This window comes from Amycolatopsis roodepoortensis, assembly GCF_014873915.1.
In the GTDB taxonomy this organism is placed as follows: Bacteria; Actinomycetota; Actinomycetes; order Mycobacteriales; family Pseudonocardiaceae; genus Amycolatopsis; species Amycolatopsis roodepoortensis.
Genome location: NZ_JADBEJ010000005.1, coordinates 3415014 through 3433735, shown reverse-complemented (window position 1 = coordinate 3433735; position 18722 = coordinate 3415014). Strand labels below are relative to the sequence as shown.

Here is an 18722-nt window from a genome sequence, read left to right as displayed (position 1 = left end):
GTTCCCGAAATCGCCGGAGGAATGACATGGCCGCCAACGGAACGGCTCCGGAAACGACGCTCCTCGGTTCGATCGACGACTATCTCGGCCCGCGCGCACGCCGGTTCTTCGGTGAGGGGTTCAAGCGCGCCGAACACCGGATCACCGACGTCCGGATCGACGGCGGCGCGGTGTCGGCGATGGCCACGGTGGACTATCCGGCCGACTGGTCCCGGAAAGGCGACCGCGATCAGCGACCGCATCTGTCCACTGTGGATGTCCTGGTGCTCGGCGCGTGGCTCGCCGAGACGCAGCTGGCGCACACCCGAGGGTTGACGCCGGCGCAGCGTGCCGACGCGGTCCTGATCCGCGCGGACATCAAGGCGGGAACCACGCCGGTGGAGGAAGAACTCCGTGGATTCCGCGTCACGGCCGCCGCCCCGGTCGCCACCCCGACGGCGGACGGGCGGGTCCGCAGTGTGATCGACTGCGTGATCGGAACCCTCACACTGCGGTGCGAGATCGACCACGAACCCGGGGTACCGAACACCGCGCCAGCGGAATTCGGGAGCCCCGAAGAGATCTTGGGCTACGAAGGCCTCCGCCTGTTCGCGGAAGGACATCGGATCAGGCGGCAGTTCGTCGAAGGGGTCTCGGCCGACGTCGCCGGTGCGACGGCCGGCGCGAACGTCCGTATCGAAGGTCCAGACGTGGCGCTTCTCTCCGCGTCGGCGCTCACCGTCGACACCTTCGTAGTCGGTCTCCAGCTCGGCCAGGTCCTGCTCTACGAACTCGACTCGGTCAGTCGCGCACGCAGCGACACGCTCTGGATGCGGCGGACCGTGCTGACCTGCGAACGACCGGGTGAACCGCGCCTTCCCAGCGGGCCGGTCGTCTTCCGGCTGGAGAAGGCGAAGCTGCTGGAGAACAGCAAGGGAGAGGTCTGGCGGGCCGCCGACATCGTCGGTGAGTTCCAGGGGATCCGCCTGCGGTGTTCGGTCGCGCACCGGCTGCCGTGACCGCTTCCAGTACCGAGAACACGACCAGAGAGAAAGGCAACAGACGATGAAACTCGCCATTTCCGGTACCTATTCGGTCGGAAAGACCCTGACCACGATGGCCGTCGCGCATCTGACCGGCCTCCCCCGCAGCTCCGCGCTGACCATGCGGGAGCTGCTGCCGATCTCCGTGCCCGGCAAGACCTTGGAAGAGTGCACGGCCGCCGAGATCATCATGCTGATCACCCGGCGGAACCAGGGCAGGGCGGTCAACGAGAGCCACCTGCCCGACGGTTTCGTTTCGGACGGTTCGTCCCTGCACGAATGGTGCTACGGGACGGTGCGGGTGCTCGTCGGGATCAACCCCAACGAGTCCGTGCACCTCGACACGATCGAGATGACCGACGAGATCCGGTTCTACGCCGAGGTGATGCGCCAGATCGGGGTGCCTGCCCGTCAGCACGCCAAGGCCTCCTACGACGCCTTCGTGCACCTGCCGATCGAATTCCCGCTCGTCGCGGACGGGCACCGGCCGGTCAACGAACGCTTCCGCGCGCTGGCCGACGAGATGTTGCTGAAGCAGCTGGACGAACTCGGCATCCCGGTGCACATCGTCGGCGGCACCGTGCCGGAACGGCTGGAGAAGATCCTGGAGATCTTCGACTTCCGCCCCGTGATGAGCGTCGACGAGGCCATCGAACGCGCCGAGGCGGACTACGCCCTGATCGACACGACCGGCGAGCTCGACCGCGAGCGGGCCGTCATCACCGCATGACGGCCGCGGTGCTGACCGGGCTGGGCACCGCGCTGCCCGCCCGGCTGGTCACGAACGAGGAGCTGTCCACGAGACTGGACACCACGGACGAGTGGATCCGGACCAGGACCGGGATCGGGCAGCGGTTCTGGAGCAGCGGGGAATCCACCGGTGATCTGGCCGCGGCGGCGGGGGAGCGGGCGCTCGCCGCCGCGCGGGTGTCCGAAGTGGACATGGTGGTACTCGCCACCACCACGCCCGACCATCCCTGTCCGGCCACCGCGCCCGAGGTGGCGTCCCGGCTCGGTCTCGGCCACGCGGCCGCGTTCGACATCGCCGCCGTCTGCAGTGGCTTCGTCTACGCGCTGGCCATCGCGTCCGCTGCCATCTCGGCGGGATTGACGGGCCGGGCGCTGGTCATCGGGGCGGAGACCTACTCGACGATCCTCGATCCGGAGGATCGTTCGACGTCGGTGATCTTCGGCGACGGTGCCGGTGCGGTCGTCCTCGAACCAGGGGAGGCGGGCGCGCCCGGTTCCTTCGCGGGGTTCGATCTCGGCAGCGATGGGGCCGGCCGGGAACTGATCCAGGTGCCCGGCGGCGGTTCGCGCGAACGGACCGGCGCGGACGGGGCCGAAGGCCGCTACTTCACCATGCGGGGCAAGGCGGTCTTCAAGGAAGCGGTGACCAGGATGGCGGGCTCGGCGTCGAAGCTCCTCGCGTCCGTCGGCTGGGCGAAGGACTCGGTCGACCTGCTCGTCGGGCACCAGGCCAACACCCGCATCCTGCACGCGCTCGCCGACCACCTCGGCGTACCGCGGGAAAGCGTGGTGGTCGACCTGGACCGGGTCGGCAACACGTCGGCCGCGTCGATCCCGCTCGCGCTCGCCCGCGCCGCCGCCGAACACCGGTTGCGGCCGGGCGACCGGGTTCTGCTCAGTGCCTTCGGCGGCGGCCTCACCTGGGGCTCCACCGCGCTGGTGTGGCCCGAGCTGCCCATCGGAACCCACTGATCCGAGGAGGAAGACCATGTCCCAGCAAGTGATGGACCGGCTCGTCACGATCTTGACCGGTCAGCTCGACGTCGAGGAGACCCAGCTGACCGCGGACACCGAATTCGAGGAACTCGGCCTGGACTCGCTGGTCCTGGTCGAACTCTCGGTGATCCTGCACCGGGAGTTCGGGGTCGAGGTGACCGACGAGGAACTCGCGGCGGGCCGGACCCTCGGCAGCGCCGCGGCGGTGGTCAGCAGCCGCGCCGCGTGACGGAGGACAGCGATGAGGATCGCGGTCGTCGGTGCCTACGGCAACGGCAAGACCACCCTGACCACCGCGCTCGCGCCGTTGCTGGAGATCCCGCGGGTGCACGGCACGCCGATGGCCGACCCGGCGGGCTCGGCGCCGAAGCCGCTCGAAGACTGCACGGAAGGTGAAGTGCTGCAGCTGATGCTGCGGCGGTTCACCGAACGCACCGTTTCCGAGGAACGTAGTCCCGACGGCTTCGTCTCCGACGGTTCGGCCCTGCACGAATGGATCTACACGAAGGTCCGGTTGGCGCTGGGGCGGCATCCCCGGCCGCCCCAGGATCTTCCGCTGTACGAAGACGGGCCCTACGAGGAGGTGACCGCGCAACTGGGCACCGTGATCCAGCAGCGGGTACGGGAAGCCTACGACGTCTTCCTGCACGTGCCGGTGGAGTTTCCCCTGCGGCCGGGCGAATCCCCGATCAGCGAGCGGTTCCGCCAGCTGTCGGACCGGCTCCTGCTCGAGGTGCTCGGCAGGCTCGGCTGCCCGGTGCACGTCGTCCGCGGAAGTGTCGCCGAGCGTCTGCGCACGGCGTTGTCGGTGCTCGGGGGCTGAGTTCACCGTCGCGGAAGGGCTCTTCCGCGGAGTGCGCCCGGGGTCTCGGTACCGGACATCGCCGGGCCGGCGGTCGTGGTGAGCATGTCGCGAAAGCCACTTTCGAGACGTCTGGTGTCCCGAAAGTGGCTTTCGCGACACCGCCTCCAGAACCCAAGCCGGCGCTATCCGGGAGCTTGGCACCCGAAACGACCCGTCCAGGCTCTTCCCCGGGATGAACCGGGGAAGAGCCCTTCCGCATTTCTCCGTCACTCAGGACGCGTCGACGGTCGCGGGCACTTCCGGCTGTCCGGCCGCCGCGGCCTCGCGGCGTTCCGGGCGGAGCAGCATCCGCCAGGACACGAGCGCGCCCAACCCGTAGGACAGGCCGATGAGCAGGAAGGACACCGAGGCACCGGTGTACCAGTCCGGCGCCGCGTGCAGGACGACGCCCATCGCCGCCACACCGACCAGGGAACCGATCTGGCGGTTGGCGTTGAGCACCGAACCGGAGACGTTGGCGTGTTCCGGGCCGGCGGCGTCCACCAGGACCGCGGTCATTCCCGGCGAGATGATGCCGGCACCGATGTTCGCCGCGCCGACGCCGAGCGCGAGCACCCAGTAGGGCGTTCCCTCCGACACCGAAACCAGGCTGAGCGTGGAAACCGCGGCCAGGGTGAGGAAGACGGTCATCAGCAGGCCGTTGCCGTACCGGCCGGAGATCCGGGAGAAGACGATGTTCGCGATGGGGAAGAAGATCGTCATCGGCAGCAGTTGCAGGCCCGCCTCGAACGGGTCGGCGCCCCGCGCGTTCTGGAAGAACAGGCCGAGCATGAAGATGCTGCCGAAGAGCGCGAAGTTGAACAGGAAGCCGATCAGGTTCGCCCCGGCGAAACGCTTGTCGTGGAACAAGGTCCACGGCATCAGATGGGTGGTGGCGCGGCGCTCCCTGAGCGAGAGCAGCCCGATGGCGAGTACCGCGACCACCGCCGCGCCGAGCACCGGCGCCGAAGCCCAGCCCAGCTGCGGACCTTCGATGAGCCCGAAGCTGATCGAGGCGAGGACCACGATGCCGAGCAGGTGGCCCGGTACCGCGAGGCCCTGTGGTTTGCCCGTGACCGGGGCGATGTACCGGCGGGTGAGCACCATGCCGATGACGCCGATCGGCAGGTTGAGCAGGAAGATGCTGGGCCAGCCGAAGGCACCGACCATCAGGCCGCCCAGCGTCGGGCCGAGGCCGGACGATGTCGCGACGATCGCCGACCACAAACCCAGCATGCGGGTGCGCTGCTTCTTCTCCGGGAACGAATGCACCAGCAGGGAAAGGGAACTGGGCATGAACAGGGCGGCGCCGACCCCCTGGACGAGGCGGGCGACGATCAGCGTCTCGGCGTTCGGGGCGAGCGCGCACGCGAGGGAGGCGAAGAAGAACACCGCCATCCCGACCTGGTAGACCACGCGCGCGCCGACCCGGTTGGCGAGGCCGCCGGCGAGGAGCAGGAGCGAGGCGAAGGTCAGGATGTAACCGTCGACGATCCAGGTGAGCTGGGTCAGCGTGCTGCCCAGATCCGCCTGGATGGCGGCACCGGCGACGTTGACCACGGTCGTGTCCAACGAGGCCATGACGAACCCGGTGGCGAGCGCGGCGATCTTCACCCCACCGGGCGCCCTCCGTCCCGGCGCGGTACTGGATGCGGTCATCTGGCTTTCTCCCCTGCGTTGCGCGTCTCGACGCGTACGGACGGTCACCGATCACCCTCATGGAAGCGCACTATGTCGATGGCTGTCAAACTTTGATGGTCGTCAACCTTTGACGTTCGTCGTAGTATTGCGGCAACGCCACGGAGGAGGACTCGCGCCATGCCCCAGATCACGGACGAGCGGATCACCGATCACCCGGACGTCGCGGACGTGACCCTGCAAGGGGTCTTGGAGGCGCTGGTGGACCCGGTGCGCCGCAGCATCGTCCGGCAGCTGGCCGAAGCCGGGCAGGACATCCGGTGCGGGACCTTCGACATCTCCGTGACCCGGTCCACCGGCACCCATCATTTCAAGGTGCTGCGGCACGCCGGGATCATCCGGCAGTACTACGAAGGCACCTCGCGGATGAACACCTTGCGCCGGGAAGACCTCGAATCCGTCCTTCCGGGCCTGCTCGACGCCATTCTCGCCGCACCCGACGTCGTTCACTGATCCCGTGATTCCTGGTGGCGGCACCACTAGGAGAGACGCACACTTTTCGCGACCGGCAGCTGCCCATATGTTCGAGGCATGTCGCCGACCATTCCGGAACCGCGGAATCCCGAGCACGGAACATCGCGCCGGCTTTATGCCTTTCACCACGCGGGCGGCGGCGCGTCCACCTATCTCGGCTGGCGACGGCCACTCGGTCCGTCGGTCGAAATCGTTCCGGTCGTCTTGCCGTCCGGTCCTGATCGGACACTCGACGGCGTCGTGGAATCCGTCGTCCGCGCGCTGGATCATTCCCGGCCGTATCTGTTCTACGGGCACAGCATGGGCGCCAGGATCGCGTTCCGTGTCGCCTGTTCCCTGCTGTCGCGGGGGCTTCCCGGCCCCGACCGGCTGATCGTCGGCGCCTCCGCCGCGCCCAGCCTGCCTGCCGGGCTCGACCATGTCGTCCGGCAGGACGACGGTCAGTTGATGGAGAGCCTGCTCGCGCTCGACCCGGAATCGGTGCGGTTGCTGGGGAATTCCCGGCTGGCCGGTCGCGCGCTGAGGTCGTTGCGGGCGGATCTGGCGCTCTGTGCCGAAGCGGCCGCCGTCGACACCATGGTCCTGTCCCGCCCGATCGACGTGTTCGCCGGTGTCGCCGACCCGATCGTGCCGCTGTCCGGAGCGGCCGCGTGGGCGCGGCACACGACCGCCGGATTCCGGCTTCACCGGGTGGACGGAGGACATTTCTTCCATCGTCGACCGGCGGGGGATTTCCTCGCCGGAATACGCCGGTTGTGCGCTGAAGAGTCCCTTTTCGCCTGACGCGATCCCTGTCCGAAGACGTCCAGAAGAGATCTTGGAGGAATGGCCATGTCCGCGGACCGCATCAAGTTCGGTGCCTTTCTTTCGCCGATGCACCCGCTCGGCGAAGACCCGACCCTGCAGTTCCAGCGCGATCTCGAATTCGCCGAACTGCTCGACCGGCTCGGTTATGACGAGTTCTGGATCGGCGAACACCATTCGATGGGCTGGAACACCATCGGGGCGCCGGAACTGCTCGTCGCGGCGGCCGCCGAGCGTACCCGCCGGATCACCCTCGCCACCGGGGTGTCGACGCTGCCGTACCACCACCCGTTCATGGTCGCCTCCCGCGCGGTGCACCTGGACCACCTCACGCGGGGCCGGTTCGTGCTCGGGGTCGGCGCCGGCGGGATCCCCACCGACGCGCGCATGCTCGGCCTCGAGATGAGCGAGCTGCGAGGCCATTTCGGCGAGGCGCTGGAGGCGGTCGTCGAACTGGTCAACGGCAGCGAGCGCATCACCAGGAAAACGCCGTGGTTCACCCTGCAGGACGCGAAACTCCAGCTGGCACCGGTGAAGCCCGAGGGACTGGAGATCGTCGCGGCGAGCGTCGCCTCCCCGAACAGCATGCGGCTCGCCGGGAAGTTCGGCATCAGCACGGTCTCCTTCGGCGCTCCCCGCCCCGGCCACCCGCGCGTCGACATGCGGACCCAGTGGACCTATGCGGAGGAATCCGCCGCCGAACACGGGAACACCGTCGACCGGGCGAACTGGCGCATCACGCTCCCGGTGTACGTGGCCGAGACCCGGGAGGAGGCGTTCGCGGACGTCCGCGAGGGATACGACCGCTGGGCCTACGGGTACTGGAACGAGATCCGTGGCCTCGACGTCTCGACGCCCGGCGTCCCGCGATCGCAGGCCCTGGAAGCGACCGTCGACCTCGGCGGAGCACTCGTGGGCACGGTGGACGACGTCGTCGCCGGAATCCGGAAACTCTACGAGGAGACCGGTGGTTTCGGCACGCTGCTCGTCTACGCGCAGGACTGGGCGAGCTGGGAGAAGACCAAACGCAGTTACGACCTGCTCGCCCGCTACGTGGCCCCGCATTTCACCGGCTCCACCGCGAAGCTGCACGAATCCGTGCGGTGGTACCAGGACAACCGAGACCTGTTCCCCCAGCTGATCCCCTGAGCGGCGGGGTGCGACGGCGGGTACGGGACCCCCAGCCCGTACCCGCCACCTCACCGGCCCGCGGCCGCGGACAGGACCGGCCACCGGAGGGCGGCGGCCTTCGCGGCCAGTTCGGGGTCGCCGTCCCCGACGACGACGGGATGTCCGACCACGTCGAGCATCGGGAGATCGCTCGCGTGATCGCCGTAGGCATGACTGTCCTGGGCGGACAGACCTGCCCATGACAGCGCGTCGAAGACCGCTTCCCGTTTGGCGGCACCGATCATCGGCCGGTCGACCTCCCCGGTGAGCACACCGGACTCGTCGAGGAGCTCGGTGCAGTAGAGGAGATGCGCCCCCAATTCCTCGGCGGCGGGCTCGATCAGCGCGGGCATCGAGCCGGAGACCAGCACGATCAGCTCACCGTCGGCGAGATGACGGCCGAGCGCGGCGACCCCTTCGGTGACGAACGGCGCGGGGCCGGCGGAGAACTCGCGGTACCACTCCAGACCCCCTGCCATGAGGTCCTTCGACGGCACGCCCGCGAAACGGCGGTAGTACCGGCGATTCAGCACTTCGCGCGGGAGCCCGGTCGCGGCCAGGCGCCGGAGTTCGGCGGTGGCGTGGTCCGGGCCCCCGCCGGACCGTTCGTGCCAATACCGCCAGAAGGCGAACATGGTCTTGACCGCGAGCAGTGTTTCGTCGACGTCGAAGAAGGCGGCACGGGTGACGCCTTCCGGTGCGGGGCGCAGGATCCGGCGCGTCACGCCGCGGCCTCGAGGGCCAGCCGCGCGCGGACGTACGCCGCCGCCGCGGCTTCCGGGGCGAGTGCGGCGTGGGAGGCCCCGACGGTCATGTCGAGCCAGCGCAGCTGCACCGGGTCGTCGGCCGCCCGCCCGCTCGCTCCGGCGGCCCGGACCAGCCGGTCGACCGCCGTCACGCACAACTGAGTGGCCCGGCTGCAGTCCCGCTGGTTCTCCGCGATCGCCAGCCCGGTCACCGCGGCGTGGTCGGCCCGGTGCGCCGCCTGTTCGAGCAGCAGCCTTCCCGCCTCGATCTCGGCGGACGACGCGGCGAGCACGTCGGCGACGACGTGATTCTCCCGCGCCGGTGTGCCCCGCACGCTGGTCCGCGCCGCCATTCTGGCGACCCAATCCCGTTCGGCGCCCATGGCCGCGCCCAGCAGCGGCGCGGCGAACAGCAGACCGGCGACCATCGGATAGGGCACCTGATGGCAACGGGCGGCGTCCGGTCGCGGCCGGAGCAGGTCGGCGAGGTCGACGTGGCGGTGCCACGGAACGAAGACGTCCTTCGCCACGACCGTGTTGCTCCCGGTGCCCCGCATGCCGAGGGTGTCCCAGGTGTGCTCGACCACGCAGTCCACGGCCGGGACGGCGAAGATCGTGTGCCTGCGGTCGGTTTCCGGTCCGGTGGCGCTGGCGAGCAGGATCCAGTCGGCGGCGTCGACCCCGCTGGCGAGCGACCAGCTGCCGGACAGCAGCACACCGCCGTCGACCGGAACGGCCGTGCCCTGGGGCGGCATCACCGCCGCCGCGATCCGGACATCGGGTGTCGCCGACCATAGTTCGCGCTGGCCCTCTTCGGGAAAATAGGCCGCGAGCCGGCCGTGCGCGGCGTAGAGCGTGGAACACCAGGCCGTCGACGTGCAGGTCTGGCCGAGTGCCACGGCGGCGTCGACCAGGTCGGCGAAGGAACCGGCCGTGCCACCCCACCGCTTCGGCACGAAATGCCGGGCGAAGCCGGCTTCGGTCACCGCGCGCACGACGCCTTCCGGCAGCCGGCGTTCCTGGTCGAGCACGGCGGCGGCCGCACAGGCCGCGGCCGCGACCGGAGCGACCCTGGCGGGGGTGAGCGACCCGGTGACGGTCAGCCCTTCGAGTCTGGCGGCGGCGAGCACGGTACCCGCCTGGAACGCCTTCACGTCGATCGTCCGCCCGTCGCCCGTCACCTCGATTCGGACGGGCAGATCGAGCTCCCCGAACCGGCTGAAGGTGACGTCGGCTCCGCCGAGTGTCCATTGTGGATACTGGGCGGCCGTCGCCTGACGGAACGCCTCCAGCAGGGTCATCCCCGGGATGTGGTCGGATTCGTGATCGAAGAGCACCTCGTGGTCGAGGTTCAGCCGGAGCCGCCAAGCCGGGTCGCCGTCCGGGCCGTCGGCGAGCAGGACGTCCCGTTCGTCGAGCATCCCCGCGAGCGCCGCTTCGATGGGAGGGAGCGGAGGCGAAGGCTCACCCGTCACCGCGGAACGGTGGCGCAAGGTGGCGTACCGGCGTGGTTCGAGCGTGTCCCAGCGCAGTCCGGCACTGCCGGCGCGCACCCCACCCGCCCAGAGAACGGCCTCCAGCGCGCAGGTGAAGCGACCGGGACGGCGTTCGGGTTCCTGGAGGGTCACCTCCAGATCGATCGGCAGCTCGCCGCCCTCCGGCACGGTGAGTCCCGGCCGGTCGAGCCGGAAGTGCAGGCCGGACAGGACGAAGGGGTGGTCGAGCGGAACGTCGAAGTACCGGTGCGAAAGGTAGATCGTCGCCTGGCGAACGGTTTCGGCGAACAGGAGCGGATCGACCGGCGCGTCCTTCCCGCGCGGGCCGACCAGTTGCGAGCGGTGCCACCGGGCGGTGACGCGGTAGCGGTGCGGGGCGAGGACGTCGGCGCCGGTCACGAGGACCTCGTTCGCGGCGCTCTTGTGGACCAGTACCCGCTCGACCGGGATCGAGCGCGTGACAGCTTCAGCCTCGGAATCGGCCATGACAGAACATCCCCCGATATTCGGCAGCAAGTGTGAAAAGACGGAGACCCCAGGACCATTCACTACTCTGTGTGATGGTGTTCTGCAAAATATACCTTCGGGAAGGTATATTGCAACCGAGTCCGTGGAACTTCACTCGCAATCAGGAGCCAAACCGTGCCGAAACCTGGCAAAACGCCCCTCCAGCTGCTCGGCGAGCCGAAGGAAAGGACGAAACTGGCGCCATTGCGCCAGGATCGCGCGGTGCGCACCCGGGCGCTGGTGGTCGTCGCGGCGGCCGAACTGTTCGCGGAACGGGGTTTTCACGGCACTTCGGTCAAGGACGTCGCCGAACGCGCCGAGGTCACCAAGGGGGCGGTCTACTTCCACTTCCCGGACAAGGAGACGCTGGCGTCCGCCGTGGTCGAGAAGCATTACGACCGGCGGACCGAAGTGCTCGAAGATCTCTTGGCGGAGCGGTTGAGCCCGCTCGACACCGTGGTCGTGCTCCTGGACCGGATGGCGATCGCCTTCCGGGACGATCCGGTCATCCAGGGCGGCGCGCGTCTGCAGAACGAGCGCACGTTCATCCAGGCCAACCTGCCGGAGCCCTTCGTCGGGTGGACCGACTTGCTCACGTCGTTGCTCCGGGACGCGGCGAAGGCCGGGCAACTGCGCTCCGGCGAGGATCCTGAGGCGCTCGCCCGGAGTTTCGTGGCGGCGTTCTTCGGCGTCCAGCACATCTCGGATCGCCTTCACGGGCGCGCCGACATCGCCGAGCGGTGGGCGGAAACGCGGGATCTCCTGCTCCGGGCCGCGTGCGGCTGATCGTAAGGCTCCGAAAGCCGAAGGGCCTTTCACCGCCTGCGACGCGGTGAAAGGCCCCTTCGGCTCCCGGCTCAGGAGGCGGCGGGGACGAGCGGCTCGTCCGTCTCCAGCAGCGTCTTGAGGTCCGAGAGGATCCACGGCCAGCCACCACCGGCGTTCTCGCCCGGTCCGGCGTTGATGTCCTCCTGCGAGCCGTTGAGCAGCGCGGCCGTCGTGGGCGCGTCGGTGACGTCGTGGGTGACGGTCAGCCGGGTGCCCGCGGTCTTCGTCTCTTCGATCTCGTAGGTGAGCTTGGTGTACGGCTCCTTGTCGAAGGACGGGTCCATCAGCAGCTTCCAGGTGATGACCAGCTTGCGCGGTGGGTCGACCTCGAGAACCTCACCGTCGACCAGGTCGTTCGTGAACCCCGCCTCGACGTATTCCGGCGTGGGGTGGGTGACGTGCTTGCCACCCGGCCGCAGGTCGAAGTCGACGAGACCGGTGTAGCCGTACTTCCGCGACCATTCGGGCTTCGTGATGGCGTCCCAGATCTTCTCCGGGGTGGCCTTGATGTAGACGCGGTAAACCTGGGTGTCGGTCATGAGGGCTCCTCGTTTTCGAGTTCGGCCTTGAGATCGAGCAACGCGGTCACGTTGCGCTCGGTGAACTTGTCGATCCACCGGTCGTGGATCTGCCGGATCGGTACCGGGTTGAGGAAATGCTTCTTCTCCCGGCCTTCCTTGCGCGTGACGACAAGTCCGGCTTCTTCCAGCAGTTTCAAGTGCTTCATCACGCCGAACCGGCTCATGTCCACTTCGGATTCGAGCTCCGTCAGCGTGCGGCCGTCACGCGCGAACAGCTGGTCGAGCAGGAACCGGCGGGTCGGATCCGCCAGGGCCTTGAATACCAGGTCGTCGTCGGGCACGTCAGAAGAATAGGTGACCAAAAGGTCACGTGTCAACCGGAAGTCTCCTGGAGCGCGTGAAGGCCCCCTTCCCTCGGCTCAGCCGAGGGAAGGGGGCCTTCACGCGCTTCGGCTAGAGGAGGGCGCCCAGCGGCAGGATCAGCGCGATCGCGACCACCGAGATGACCGTCTCCATGATCGACCAGCTCTTCAGCGTCTGCCCGACCGAAAGACCGAAATACTCCTTGACCAGCCAGAACCCGGCGTCGTTGACGTGGGAGAAGAACAGCGAACCGGCGCCGATCGCGAGTACCAGCAGCGCGCTGTGCGACGGGTCCATGGTCGCGGCGAGCGGGGCCACGATGCCGGCGGCGGACACGGTCGCGACCGTCGCGGAGCCGGTCGCGAGCCGGATCGCGACCGCGACCAGCCAGCCGAGCAGCAGCGGCGACAGGTTCGCGCCGGTGGCGAGGCTGGTGATGACGTTGCCGACCCCGGCGTCGACCAGGGTCTGCTTGAACCCGCCGCCCGCGCCTACGATGAGCAGGATGCCGGCGATCGGGGGCAGCGAGTCCGCCAGCGTGGAGGACAGCTTGTCCCGCGTGAAGCCCGCGGACTTGCCGAGGGTGAGCATGCCGAGCAGAACCGCGGCGAGCAGTGCCACCAGCGGGTCGCCGATGAAGTCGAGCACGCGGCGGACGTGGTTCTCCTTCTCCAGCAGGATGTCCGCGAGCGCCTTGCCCATCATCAGCACGACGGGCAGCAGCACGGTGGACAGTGTCGCGAAGAAACCGGGCCGCCGTCCGTCCGAAGAGGACGATTCCGGGATGAGGCGTTCCGGCGCGACGGCGTCGGGGACCATCTTCGCGGCCAGCTTGCCGAACAGCGGCCCGGCGATGATCACCGTCGGGATCGCGACGAGCAGGCCGAAGGCCAGGGTGAGGCCGACGTTCGCGTTCAGCGCGCCCGCGGCGGCGAGCGGCCCGGGGTGCGGCGGGACGAGACCGTGCAGCACCGAAAGCCCGGCGAGCGCGGGGATTCCCAGCATCAGCAGCGGTTTCCCGGTGCGCTTGGCGACCAGCAGGATCACCGGGATCAGCATGACGAGGCCGATCTCGAAGAACATCGGCAGCCCGATCAGCGCGGCGACCAGCGCCATCGCCCACGGCAGGGCGCGGTCGCCCGCGCGGCGCAGGATGGTGTCGACGATCTGATCCGCGCCGCCCGAGTCGGCGAGCAGTTTGCCGAGCATCGCGCCGAGCGCGATCAGCACGCCGACCGAGGCGACGGTGGAACCGACACCGGAACTGAAGCTCTTGATCAGCTTGTCCACCGGCATGCCCCCGACGAGCCCGAGCACGCCGGAGCCGAGGATGAGGGCCAGGAACGGATGCTGCTTCGCCTTGGTGATCAGGACGACGATCACGGCGATGGCGAGAACCGTCGCGCCGATGAGACGGGTGTCGTGTCCGGTCCAGGCGGCGGCGAGAGTGGTGGTCATCGGCGGTCCTTGAAAGCGGAAAGGGCGGTTTCGACGATTTCTTCCGGCTTCTTCGCGATGTCGGCGACGAGACCGAATTCGTCCGGCTGCAACGGTTCGAGGTCGGCGAGCTGGGAGTCCAAAAGGGACACCGGCATGAAATGGCCGGAGCGGGTCTTCATCCGGTCGGCGAGCAGGTCGCGGTCGCCGTGCAGATGCAGGAACCAGACGTCGCCGCCGCCGCGCAGGATGTCGCGGTAGCGGTACTTGAGCGCGGAGGACGTCACGACGCCGCCGGTGGACTGGTGATCGGAGATCCAGGCGGCGATGGCTTCGAGCCAGGGCTGCCGGTCTTCGTCGTTCAGCGGGTGGCCGGAGCTCATCTTGTCGATGTTCGCCTTCGGATGGAACGTGTCCGCTTCGGCGTAGTCGACGCCGAGGTGTTCGGCGAGTGCCGTGCCCACGGTCGTCTTTCCCGAGCCGGAAACGCCCATCACCACGATGACGGTCATCCGTACCTCCCACGTCGTTGTAGCCGGGACGAGTACAGCTCAAAAGTACTACTTAAGCAACATCAAGTACTACTTAATCGAGTCAGAAGGTTAGAGTCGCCTGGTGGGCAACGACAGGCATGCCGAAGTGCTCGACGCGCTCGGCTCCGCGATCGCGAACGGGGAGCTCCCGCCGGGCTCCGTCCTGCGCTCGGAGGAGCTCCAGGAACGGTTCGGCGCGTCGCGAACGGTGGCGCGCGAGGTGGTGCGCGTCCTCGAAACGATGTGCCTGACCAGCAGCAAACGCCGGGTTGGCGTGATCGTGCGCGAGCCGAGCGAGTGGAACCATTACGACCCGAGGCTGCTCCGCTGGCAGCTCGACGGAGCCGAGCGGAAGACCGCGCTGCGCACCCTGACCGAACTGCGTTCCGGCGTCGAACCGTGCGCCGCCCGGTATGCCGCGCTGCGGGCGACCCCGGAAGAAGGCGGCCGTCTCCGGGCCTTGGCGAAGAGACTGGAGGAGACGGCGCGCCGGCGGGACCTCGAAACCTTCCTGGGGCACGACGTCGCGTTCCACGATCTGCTGCTGTCCGCGTCGCGGAATCCGATGTTCGCGCAGCTTTCGGCGGTCGTGGCCGCGGTGCTCGCCGGGCGCACCGGGCACGGGCTGATGCCGGAGCAGCCGCAACCCGAAGCCGTCGCCCTGCACGTCGAGGTCGCGGCGGCCGTCGACGCCGGTGACGCCGACCGGGCCGAACGCGCGATGCGCGACATCGTCATCCAGGCGCGTGACGAGATGGCCGTCCTCCTGGACGGATGATCTTCGAGTAATCTCTGCAGGTCTTCGAGGGATACTGCATGCAGGGGGCGACGTGAGCGCGGCGCGCGCGATCGGCTTGGTGTTGGGGGTGGCCGCGGACGGGGCGATCGGGGATCCTCGGTCCCGGCGTCCGGTGACGGTGTTCGCCAGGGCGGCTTCGGCGGTGGACGCGAAGGTACGGTCGAAGCATCCGGTGGCCGGCATCCTGTGGACCGGTGGCCTCGCGGGCTCCGCCGTGCTGGCGGGCGTCCTCGCCGAACGAGCCGGACGGCGCAGCCCCGTCCTGCAGGCGACCACGACCGCGGTGACCACCTGGGCCGTCCTCGGCGCCGCCGGCCTGGCCGCGCACGGCACGTCGCTGGCCAGGGATCTCGAAGAAGGCGAACTCGAGACCGCGCGCGGCACACTGTCCACACTGGACCCCCGCGTCGCCGACGATCTCGGCGTCATCGGCCTCTCGCGCGCCTCGGTGGAGACGCTCGCCGAGAACACCGCCGACGTCGTCATCGCGCCGCTGGTGTGGGGAGCGCTGGCCGGTGTCCCCGGGCTGCTCGGCTCGCGCGCGATCAGCCTGCTGCGCGGCCTCGGGCGCGGGCGTCCCGAGCGGTACCGGTGGCTCGTCGCCCGGCTGGACGAGGTCGTCCACCTGGTGCCCACGCGGGTCGCGGCCGGGCTGACCGTGCTCGCGGCCCCGGTCGTCGGCGGCTCGGCGGGCGGTGCGTGGCGGGCGTGGCGGCGGGACACCACCGCGCACCCGAGCCCGAACGCGGGCCGCGTCGAGGCCGCTTTCGCGGGGGCGTTGGAGATCCGGGTCGGCGGGCGGACGGTGTACCCGCACGGGGTCGAGGAACTGCCGGTGCTCGGCATCGGCCGGAACCCGGACGCGGGTCACGTGACGCGGGCCGTCGAGCTCTCGCGGGTGGTCGGGTGGCTGGGCGCGCTCAGCTCGGTGGTGCTGGCGGGTGTCGTCGGGCTTCGGCGACGGCGGCGGCGTTGATGTCCCGAAGGTGCCCTTCGAGACGTTGAGTGTCCCGAAGGGCACCTTCGGGACATCCTCTTCCGGTCCTGCCCGGGCTCCGGCCCGCCGCGCGGGGGAGCAAGGGACCTTTGCTACCACTTGGGGCGCTGACCTGCGGAAAGAGAGCAAGGGACCTTTGCTACCGCGGCGGGGTGTGTGGAAATAGGGACGTTGAGTGTCCCTATTTCCACACACCTCCTACTCCGTGTGACGACTGTGTGGATTTTGGTGCGTTGGGTGACCAGAAATCCACACAGCGCCCGCCCGAGGGGAGCAAGGGACCTTTGCTACCGCTCCCGCCGCGCCAGCTGCGCCCGCGCCCGTGCGTCCATCGGGCCGTCGCGCCGCGCGAGTTCCGCGTCGATCCGCGACCGGTCGGCCGGCTGCTTGTTCCCGCCGAACTTGAACTTCGCCCGCACCCCGGTCACGGTCAGCTCGACGCCGCGAATGCCGGGGAGGACCCGCTTGTCCGGCGCCTCGGTGGCGCTCACCCCCAACCGGCCCGAGCCGGGCTCGAAATGCGCGAGCTGCCGGTCGAGGAGCGCGGCCTTCTCTGCGGCGTCGTCGATCAGCCGGACGTCGCATTCGAGCTGGACGGACGCGTAGTACGACGTCGGGACCCCGTGCGGCGGATCGGCCGGGGTGTTCCAGTCGGAGCGGATGTAGGTGTGATCGTCGATCACCGAAAGCAGTGCGCGCGGGTGTTCCTCCAGCAACGGCCAGACCGGGTTGGGGCGCGCGAGGTGCAGCAGGACCGTTCGGTCGCCGTCGTAGACGAAGTGCACGGGGTTGACGATCGGCAGGTCACGGCCCGCCCCTCCGGCGATCAGCTGGCCGAAGTCGTGTGCGGAGAGCCAGGCACGCCATTCGGCGTCGTCGTGGGCGGCGTCCCACGGGTGAATCAACATGATCGAAGGGGAACACGCGGAATGGACCTATGAAAGGGCCATTTTCGCGCCAGATCAGGTGGCCACTTCGGAGCGTTCGTCCTCGGCCAGCATCTCCGCGACGCTCTTGCGCCGCTGCGGCCGTTCCGTGGCCAGCGCGCCGCCCGGCTTCAGCTCGCGGACGGTGAAGTACAGCCAGCCCATCAGCGCCATCGCCCCGAACGCGATCCACTGGAGCGCGTAGGAGAAGAACGGCCCGGCGTCGGTCTGCGGCAGCGGCAACGCGCCCAGTACACCGGGCTGGTTCACGTCGAGCTGGAAGTAGCCCGGCCGGATGTCCAGCTTCGCGGCCCGCGCGACGACCTGGGAATCGACGACGTAGCTCTGCAGCTTCCCGCCCGTCGACTCGTCGGCGAAGGCGTCGCGGTTCTTCCCGTCCTTCTCGTCGTGACGTGCCCGCGTGACGATGTCGACCGTTCCGGTGGGAGGCGGGGCGAAGGGGAGCGCGCGCGACTTGTCGTCGAGCCGGACATATCCGCGGTCCACCAGCACGACCGTGCCCTCGACGGTCCGGAACGGCGTCAGGACCTCGTACGCCGCTTCGCCCTGGACGGAGCGCAGACGGGCCACGACCTCGCCCTCGGGCAGGTACGTCCCCTTCATCGCGACCAGGTGCCATTCGGTGCGCTGATCAGGGGCGGCTCCGTTGGGAAGCAGCTGGTCCAGCGACCGCGGCTGGCCGGAGAACGACTCCCGCAGGGCCGCGTTCTGGTGCTCGCGCTCGGTGTTGCGGGAGAACTGCCATGGCGCCAGCAGGGTGAAGCAAGTGATGGCGAAGGTGAACACCACCAACGTCAACGCCAGCCACCCGGGCTTCAGCAGGAACTTCAACCGCACCCCACCACGGTAAGCGGTCGGCCTCAGGCGTGTGCGCGCACCCAGTCGAGCAGGCCGGGAACGGCCCGCTCGATCATGCCGAGGACGTCTTCGAAACCGTCGTCCTCGCCGTAGTACGGGTCCGGGACCTCGGCGCCTTCGGGCGCGGACGGGTCGAACTCGCGCAGCAGGCGGACCTTCGCCGGGTCCGACACCTTGCGCCGAAGGAACGACAAGTGGCTCTCGTCCGCCGCGAGCAGCAGGTCGGCGGCCAGATGCCCGCGGTCGACCTCGGCCGCGACGTGGCCGGTCGGGTAACCGTGCTCGGCCAGCTTCGCGCGGGCCCGCTTGTCGGCGGCCTCGCCCACGTGCCAACCGCCGGTTCCGGCGCTGGACACCTGGACGAGGTGATCGAGACCCGCTTCCTCGGCCTTCGCGCGGAAGACGAGCTCGGCCATCGGGGAACGGCAGATGTTGCCGGAACAGACGAAGACGATGTGCAGCACCCGATCAGTGTGATGGCCGCCGGAGATCGACCGCTCACCGGCTCCGAACGGCTACCGGGCGCGCGAAGCTGGAAAGCCGGGACGAAGCGGGAGTAGACCTCCTGGAGAGAAACACGCAGGAAGGTCGCGTATGAGCGCACCAACACCCAGCGTCGAGTCCCCGGCAACCGGGCTCCGCTGGTACCGCATCACCGTCAAGCTTCCACACCCCTACGAGGTCGGGCGGATCCTGTCGGAGCACCACTTCGTCCAGGCGAGATCGCCGAAAGAGGCGATGACCAGGATGCCGTTGCACCTCCGGTCGAGCGCGTCCGTCGCGCCGTACCAGGTCGTCCGGCCCGACTTGCCCGATCAGGCGACGAAGGCTTACCGGGCGATGCTGTGGACGGGCCGCGTGGTGCGCGCGGCCGGCCGCTGGGCGATCAGCAAGGACGCGAAGGCGCTGGACTGAGCCGGGGCGGTAGCAAA

General features: G+C 69.1%; 22 protein-coding genes. 12 read left to right on the top strand and 10 right to left on the bottom strand.

The features are described 5' to 3' along the window. Window positions 1–26: 26 nt before the first annotated feature. From H4W30_RS35320 to H4W30_RS35300, 5 genes are read left to right on the top strand one after another with little or no spacing between them, the layout of a single operon-like run. Window positions 27–998 (top strand): AvrD family protein, encoded by a 972-nt coding sequence (locus tag H4W30_RS35320; protein WP_192746513.1) that lies wholly within the window; start codon window positions 27–29, stop codon window positions 996–998. 46 nt (window positions 999–1044) lie between these two features. After that, window positions 1045–1752 (top strand): AAA family ATPase, encoded by a 708-nt coding sequence (locus tag H4W30_RS35315; RefSeq protein WP_192746512.1) that lies wholly within the window; start codon window positions 1045–1047, stop codon window positions 1750–1752. Continuing rightward, window positions 1749–2744 (top strand): beta-ketoacyl-ACP synthase III, encoded by a 996-nt coding sequence (locus H4W30_RS35310; protein WP_192746511.1) that lies wholly within the window; start codon window positions 1749–1751, stop codon window positions 2742–2744. Before H4W30_RS35315 ends, H4W30_RS35310 begins: the two co-directional genes overlap by 4 nt. A 16-nt stretch (window positions 2745–2760) precedes the next feature. After that, complete coding sequence (locus H4W30_RS35305) at window positions 2761–2997, top strand: acyl carrier protein (RefSeq protein WP_192746510.1); 237 nt, start codon at window positions 2761–2763, stop codon at window positions 2995–2997. A gap of 12 nt (window positions 2998–3009) precedes the next feature. Then, on the top strand, window positions 3010–3591 hold the full coding sequence (locus H4W30_RS35300; RefSeq protein WP_192746509.1) for an AAA family ATPase: 582 nt from the start codon (window positions 3010–3012) through the stop codon (window positions 3589–3591). Window positions 3592–3843: 252 nt separating this feature from the next. Here H4W30_RS35300 and H4W30_RS35295 read toward each other — a convergent pair whose 3' ends face one another. Continuing rightward, on the bottom strand, window positions 3844–5271 hold the full coding sequence (locus tag H4W30_RS35295) for an MFS transporter (protein ID WP_192746508.1): 1428 nt from the start codon (window positions 5269–5271) through the stop codon (window positions 3844–3846). A gap of 159 nt (window positions 5272–5430) precedes the next feature. Here H4W30_RS35295 and H4W30_RS35290 point away from each other — a divergent pair, with 159 nt between their 5' ends. The 3 genes from H4W30_RS35290 to H4W30_RS35280 all read left to right on the top strand — a co-directional run bounded on the left by H4W30_RS35290 (window position 5431) and on the right by H4W30_RS35280 (window position 7737). Further along, window positions 5431–5763 carry an ArsR/SmtB family transcription factor gene (locus H4W30_RS35290; RefSeq protein ID WP_192746507.1) on the top strand — a complete coding sequence of 111 codons (333 nt, stop codon included), beginning with the start codon at window positions 5431–5433 and terminating at the stop codon, window positions 5761–5763. Between the two features lie 78 nt (window positions 5764–5841). After that, complete coding sequence (locus H4W30_RS35285; protein WP_192746506.1) at window positions 5842–6567, top strand: thioesterase II family protein; 726 nt, start codon at window positions 5842–5844, stop codon at window positions 6565–6567. 48 nt (window positions 6568–6615) lie between these two features. Beyond that, entirely contained in the window at window positions 6616–7737 is a 1122-nt protein-coding gene (locus H4W30_RS35280; RefSeq protein WP_192746505.1) for an LLM class flavin-dependent oxidoreductase, read from the top strand. A 50-nt stretch (window positions 7738–7787) separates the two neighbouring features. Here the strand turns inward: H4W30_RS35280 and H4W30_RS35275 are convergent, their stop codons facing one another. Both H4W30_RS35275 and H4W30_RS35270 read right to left on the bottom strand, forming a co-directional pair. Continuing rightward, on the bottom strand, window positions 7788–8483 hold the full coding sequence (locus tag H4W30_RS35275; protein ID WP_318780723.1) for an HAD family hydrolase: 696 nt from the start codon (window positions 8481–8483) through the stop codon (window positions 7788–7790). Further along, a complete protein-coding gene (locus H4W30_RS35270) occupies window positions 8480–10486 on the bottom strand; it encodes a ScbA/BarX family gamma-butyrolactone biosynthesis protein (RefSeq protein WP_192746504.1) in 2007 nt (668 codons plus the stop codon). Before H4W30_RS35270 ends, H4W30_RS35275 begins: the two co-directional genes overlap by 4 nt. Window positions 10487–10642: 156 nt before the next feature. On the opposite strand from H4W30_RS35270, the gene H4W30_RS35265 reads away from it, so the two are divergent. After that, the gene (locus H4W30_RS35265; protein ID WP_318780722.1) at window positions 10643–11293 is read left to right on the top strand and encodes a ScbR family autoregulator-binding transcription factor; all 651 of its coding nucleotides are present in this window, start codon (window positions 10643–10645) and stop codon (window positions 11291–11293) included. 71 nt (window positions 11294–11364) lie between these two features. Here H4W30_RS35265 and H4W30_RS35260 read toward each other — a convergent pair whose 3' ends face one another. The 4 genes from H4W30_RS35260 to H4W30_RS35245 form a co-directional block, all read right to left on the bottom strand. Continuing rightward, window positions 11365–11874: an SRPBCC family protein gene (locus tag H4W30_RS35260; protein WP_192746503.1), complete on the bottom strand. Its 510-nt coding sequence runs from the start codon at window positions 11872–11874 to the stop codon at window positions 11365–11367. Next, window positions 11871–12197: an ArsR/SmtB family transcription factor gene (locus H4W30_RS35255; protein ID WP_037316906.1), complete on the bottom strand. Its 327-nt coding sequence runs from the start codon at window positions 12195–12197 to the stop codon at window positions 11871–11873. Before H4W30_RS35255 ends, H4W30_RS35260 begins: the two co-directional genes overlap by 4 nt. Window positions 12198–12309: 112 nt before the next feature. Further along, window positions 12310–13677, bottom strand: a complete 1368-nt coding sequence (locus H4W30_RS35250; RefSeq protein WP_126736553.1) for a GntT/GntP/DsdX family permease — start codon at window positions 13675–13677, stop codon at window positions 12310–12312. Continuing rightward, the gene (locus H4W30_RS35245; RefSeq protein WP_126736552.1) at window positions 13674–14168 is read right to left on the bottom strand and encodes a gluconokinase; all 495 of its coding nucleotides are present in this window, start codon (window positions 14166–14168) and stop codon (window positions 13674–13676) included. The genes H4W30_RS35250 and H4W30_RS35245 overlap by 4 nt, the downstream gene beginning before the upstream one ends. 103 nt (window positions 14169–14271) lie before the next feature. Between H4W30_RS35245 and H4W30_RS35240 the strand changes: the two genes are divergently transcribed. Next, on the top strand, window positions 14272–14967 hold the full coding sequence (locus H4W30_RS35240; protein ID WP_192746502.1) for a FadR/GntR family transcriptional regulator: 696 nt from the start codon (window positions 14272–14274) through the stop codon (window positions 14965–14967). Between the two features lie 52 nt (window positions 14968–15019). Further along, complete coding sequence (locus H4W30_RS35235; protein ID WP_192746501.1) at window positions 15020–15964, top strand: cobalamin biosynthesis protein CobD/CbiB; 945 nt, start codon at window positions 15020–15022, stop codon at window positions 15962–15964. Between the two features lie 308 nt (window positions 15965–16272). Here the strand turns inward: H4W30_RS35235 and H4W30_RS35230 are convergent, their stop codons facing one another. The 3 genes from H4W30_RS35230 to H4W30_RS35220 are packed head-to-tail and all read right to left on the bottom strand — an operon-like array spanning window position 16273 to window position 18254. Next, window positions 16273–16893 (bottom strand): FMN-binding negative transcriptional regulator, encoded by a 621-nt coding sequence (locus tag H4W30_RS35230; RefSeq protein ID WP_192746500.1) that lies wholly within the window; start codon window positions 16891–16893, stop codon window positions 16273–16275. 54 nt (window positions 16894–16947) lie between these two features. Continuing rightward, window positions 16948–17769 carry an SURF1 family cytochrome oxidase biogenesis protein gene (locus H4W30_RS35225; RefSeq protein WP_192746499.1) on the bottom strand — a complete coding sequence of 274 codons (822 nt, stop codon included), beginning with the start codon at window positions 17767–17769 and terminating at the stop codon, window positions 16948–16950. Window positions 17770–17792: 23 nt separating this feature from the next. Next, entirely contained in the window at window positions 17793–18254 is a 462-nt protein-coding gene (locus H4W30_RS35220; protein WP_126736548.1) for a low molecular weight protein-tyrosine-phosphatase, read from the bottom strand. Window positions 18255–18384: 130 nt separating this feature from the next. Between H4W30_RS35220 and H4W30_RS35215 the strand changes: the two genes are divergently transcribed. Beyond that, window positions 18385–18705 carry a hypothetical protein gene (locus H4W30_RS35215; RefSeq protein ID WP_192746498.1) on the top strand — a complete coding sequence of 107 codons (321 nt, stop codon included), beginning with the start codon at window positions 18385–18387 and terminating at the stop codon, window positions 18703–18705. The last annotated feature ends 17 nt before the right edge of the window (window positions 18706–18722 follow it).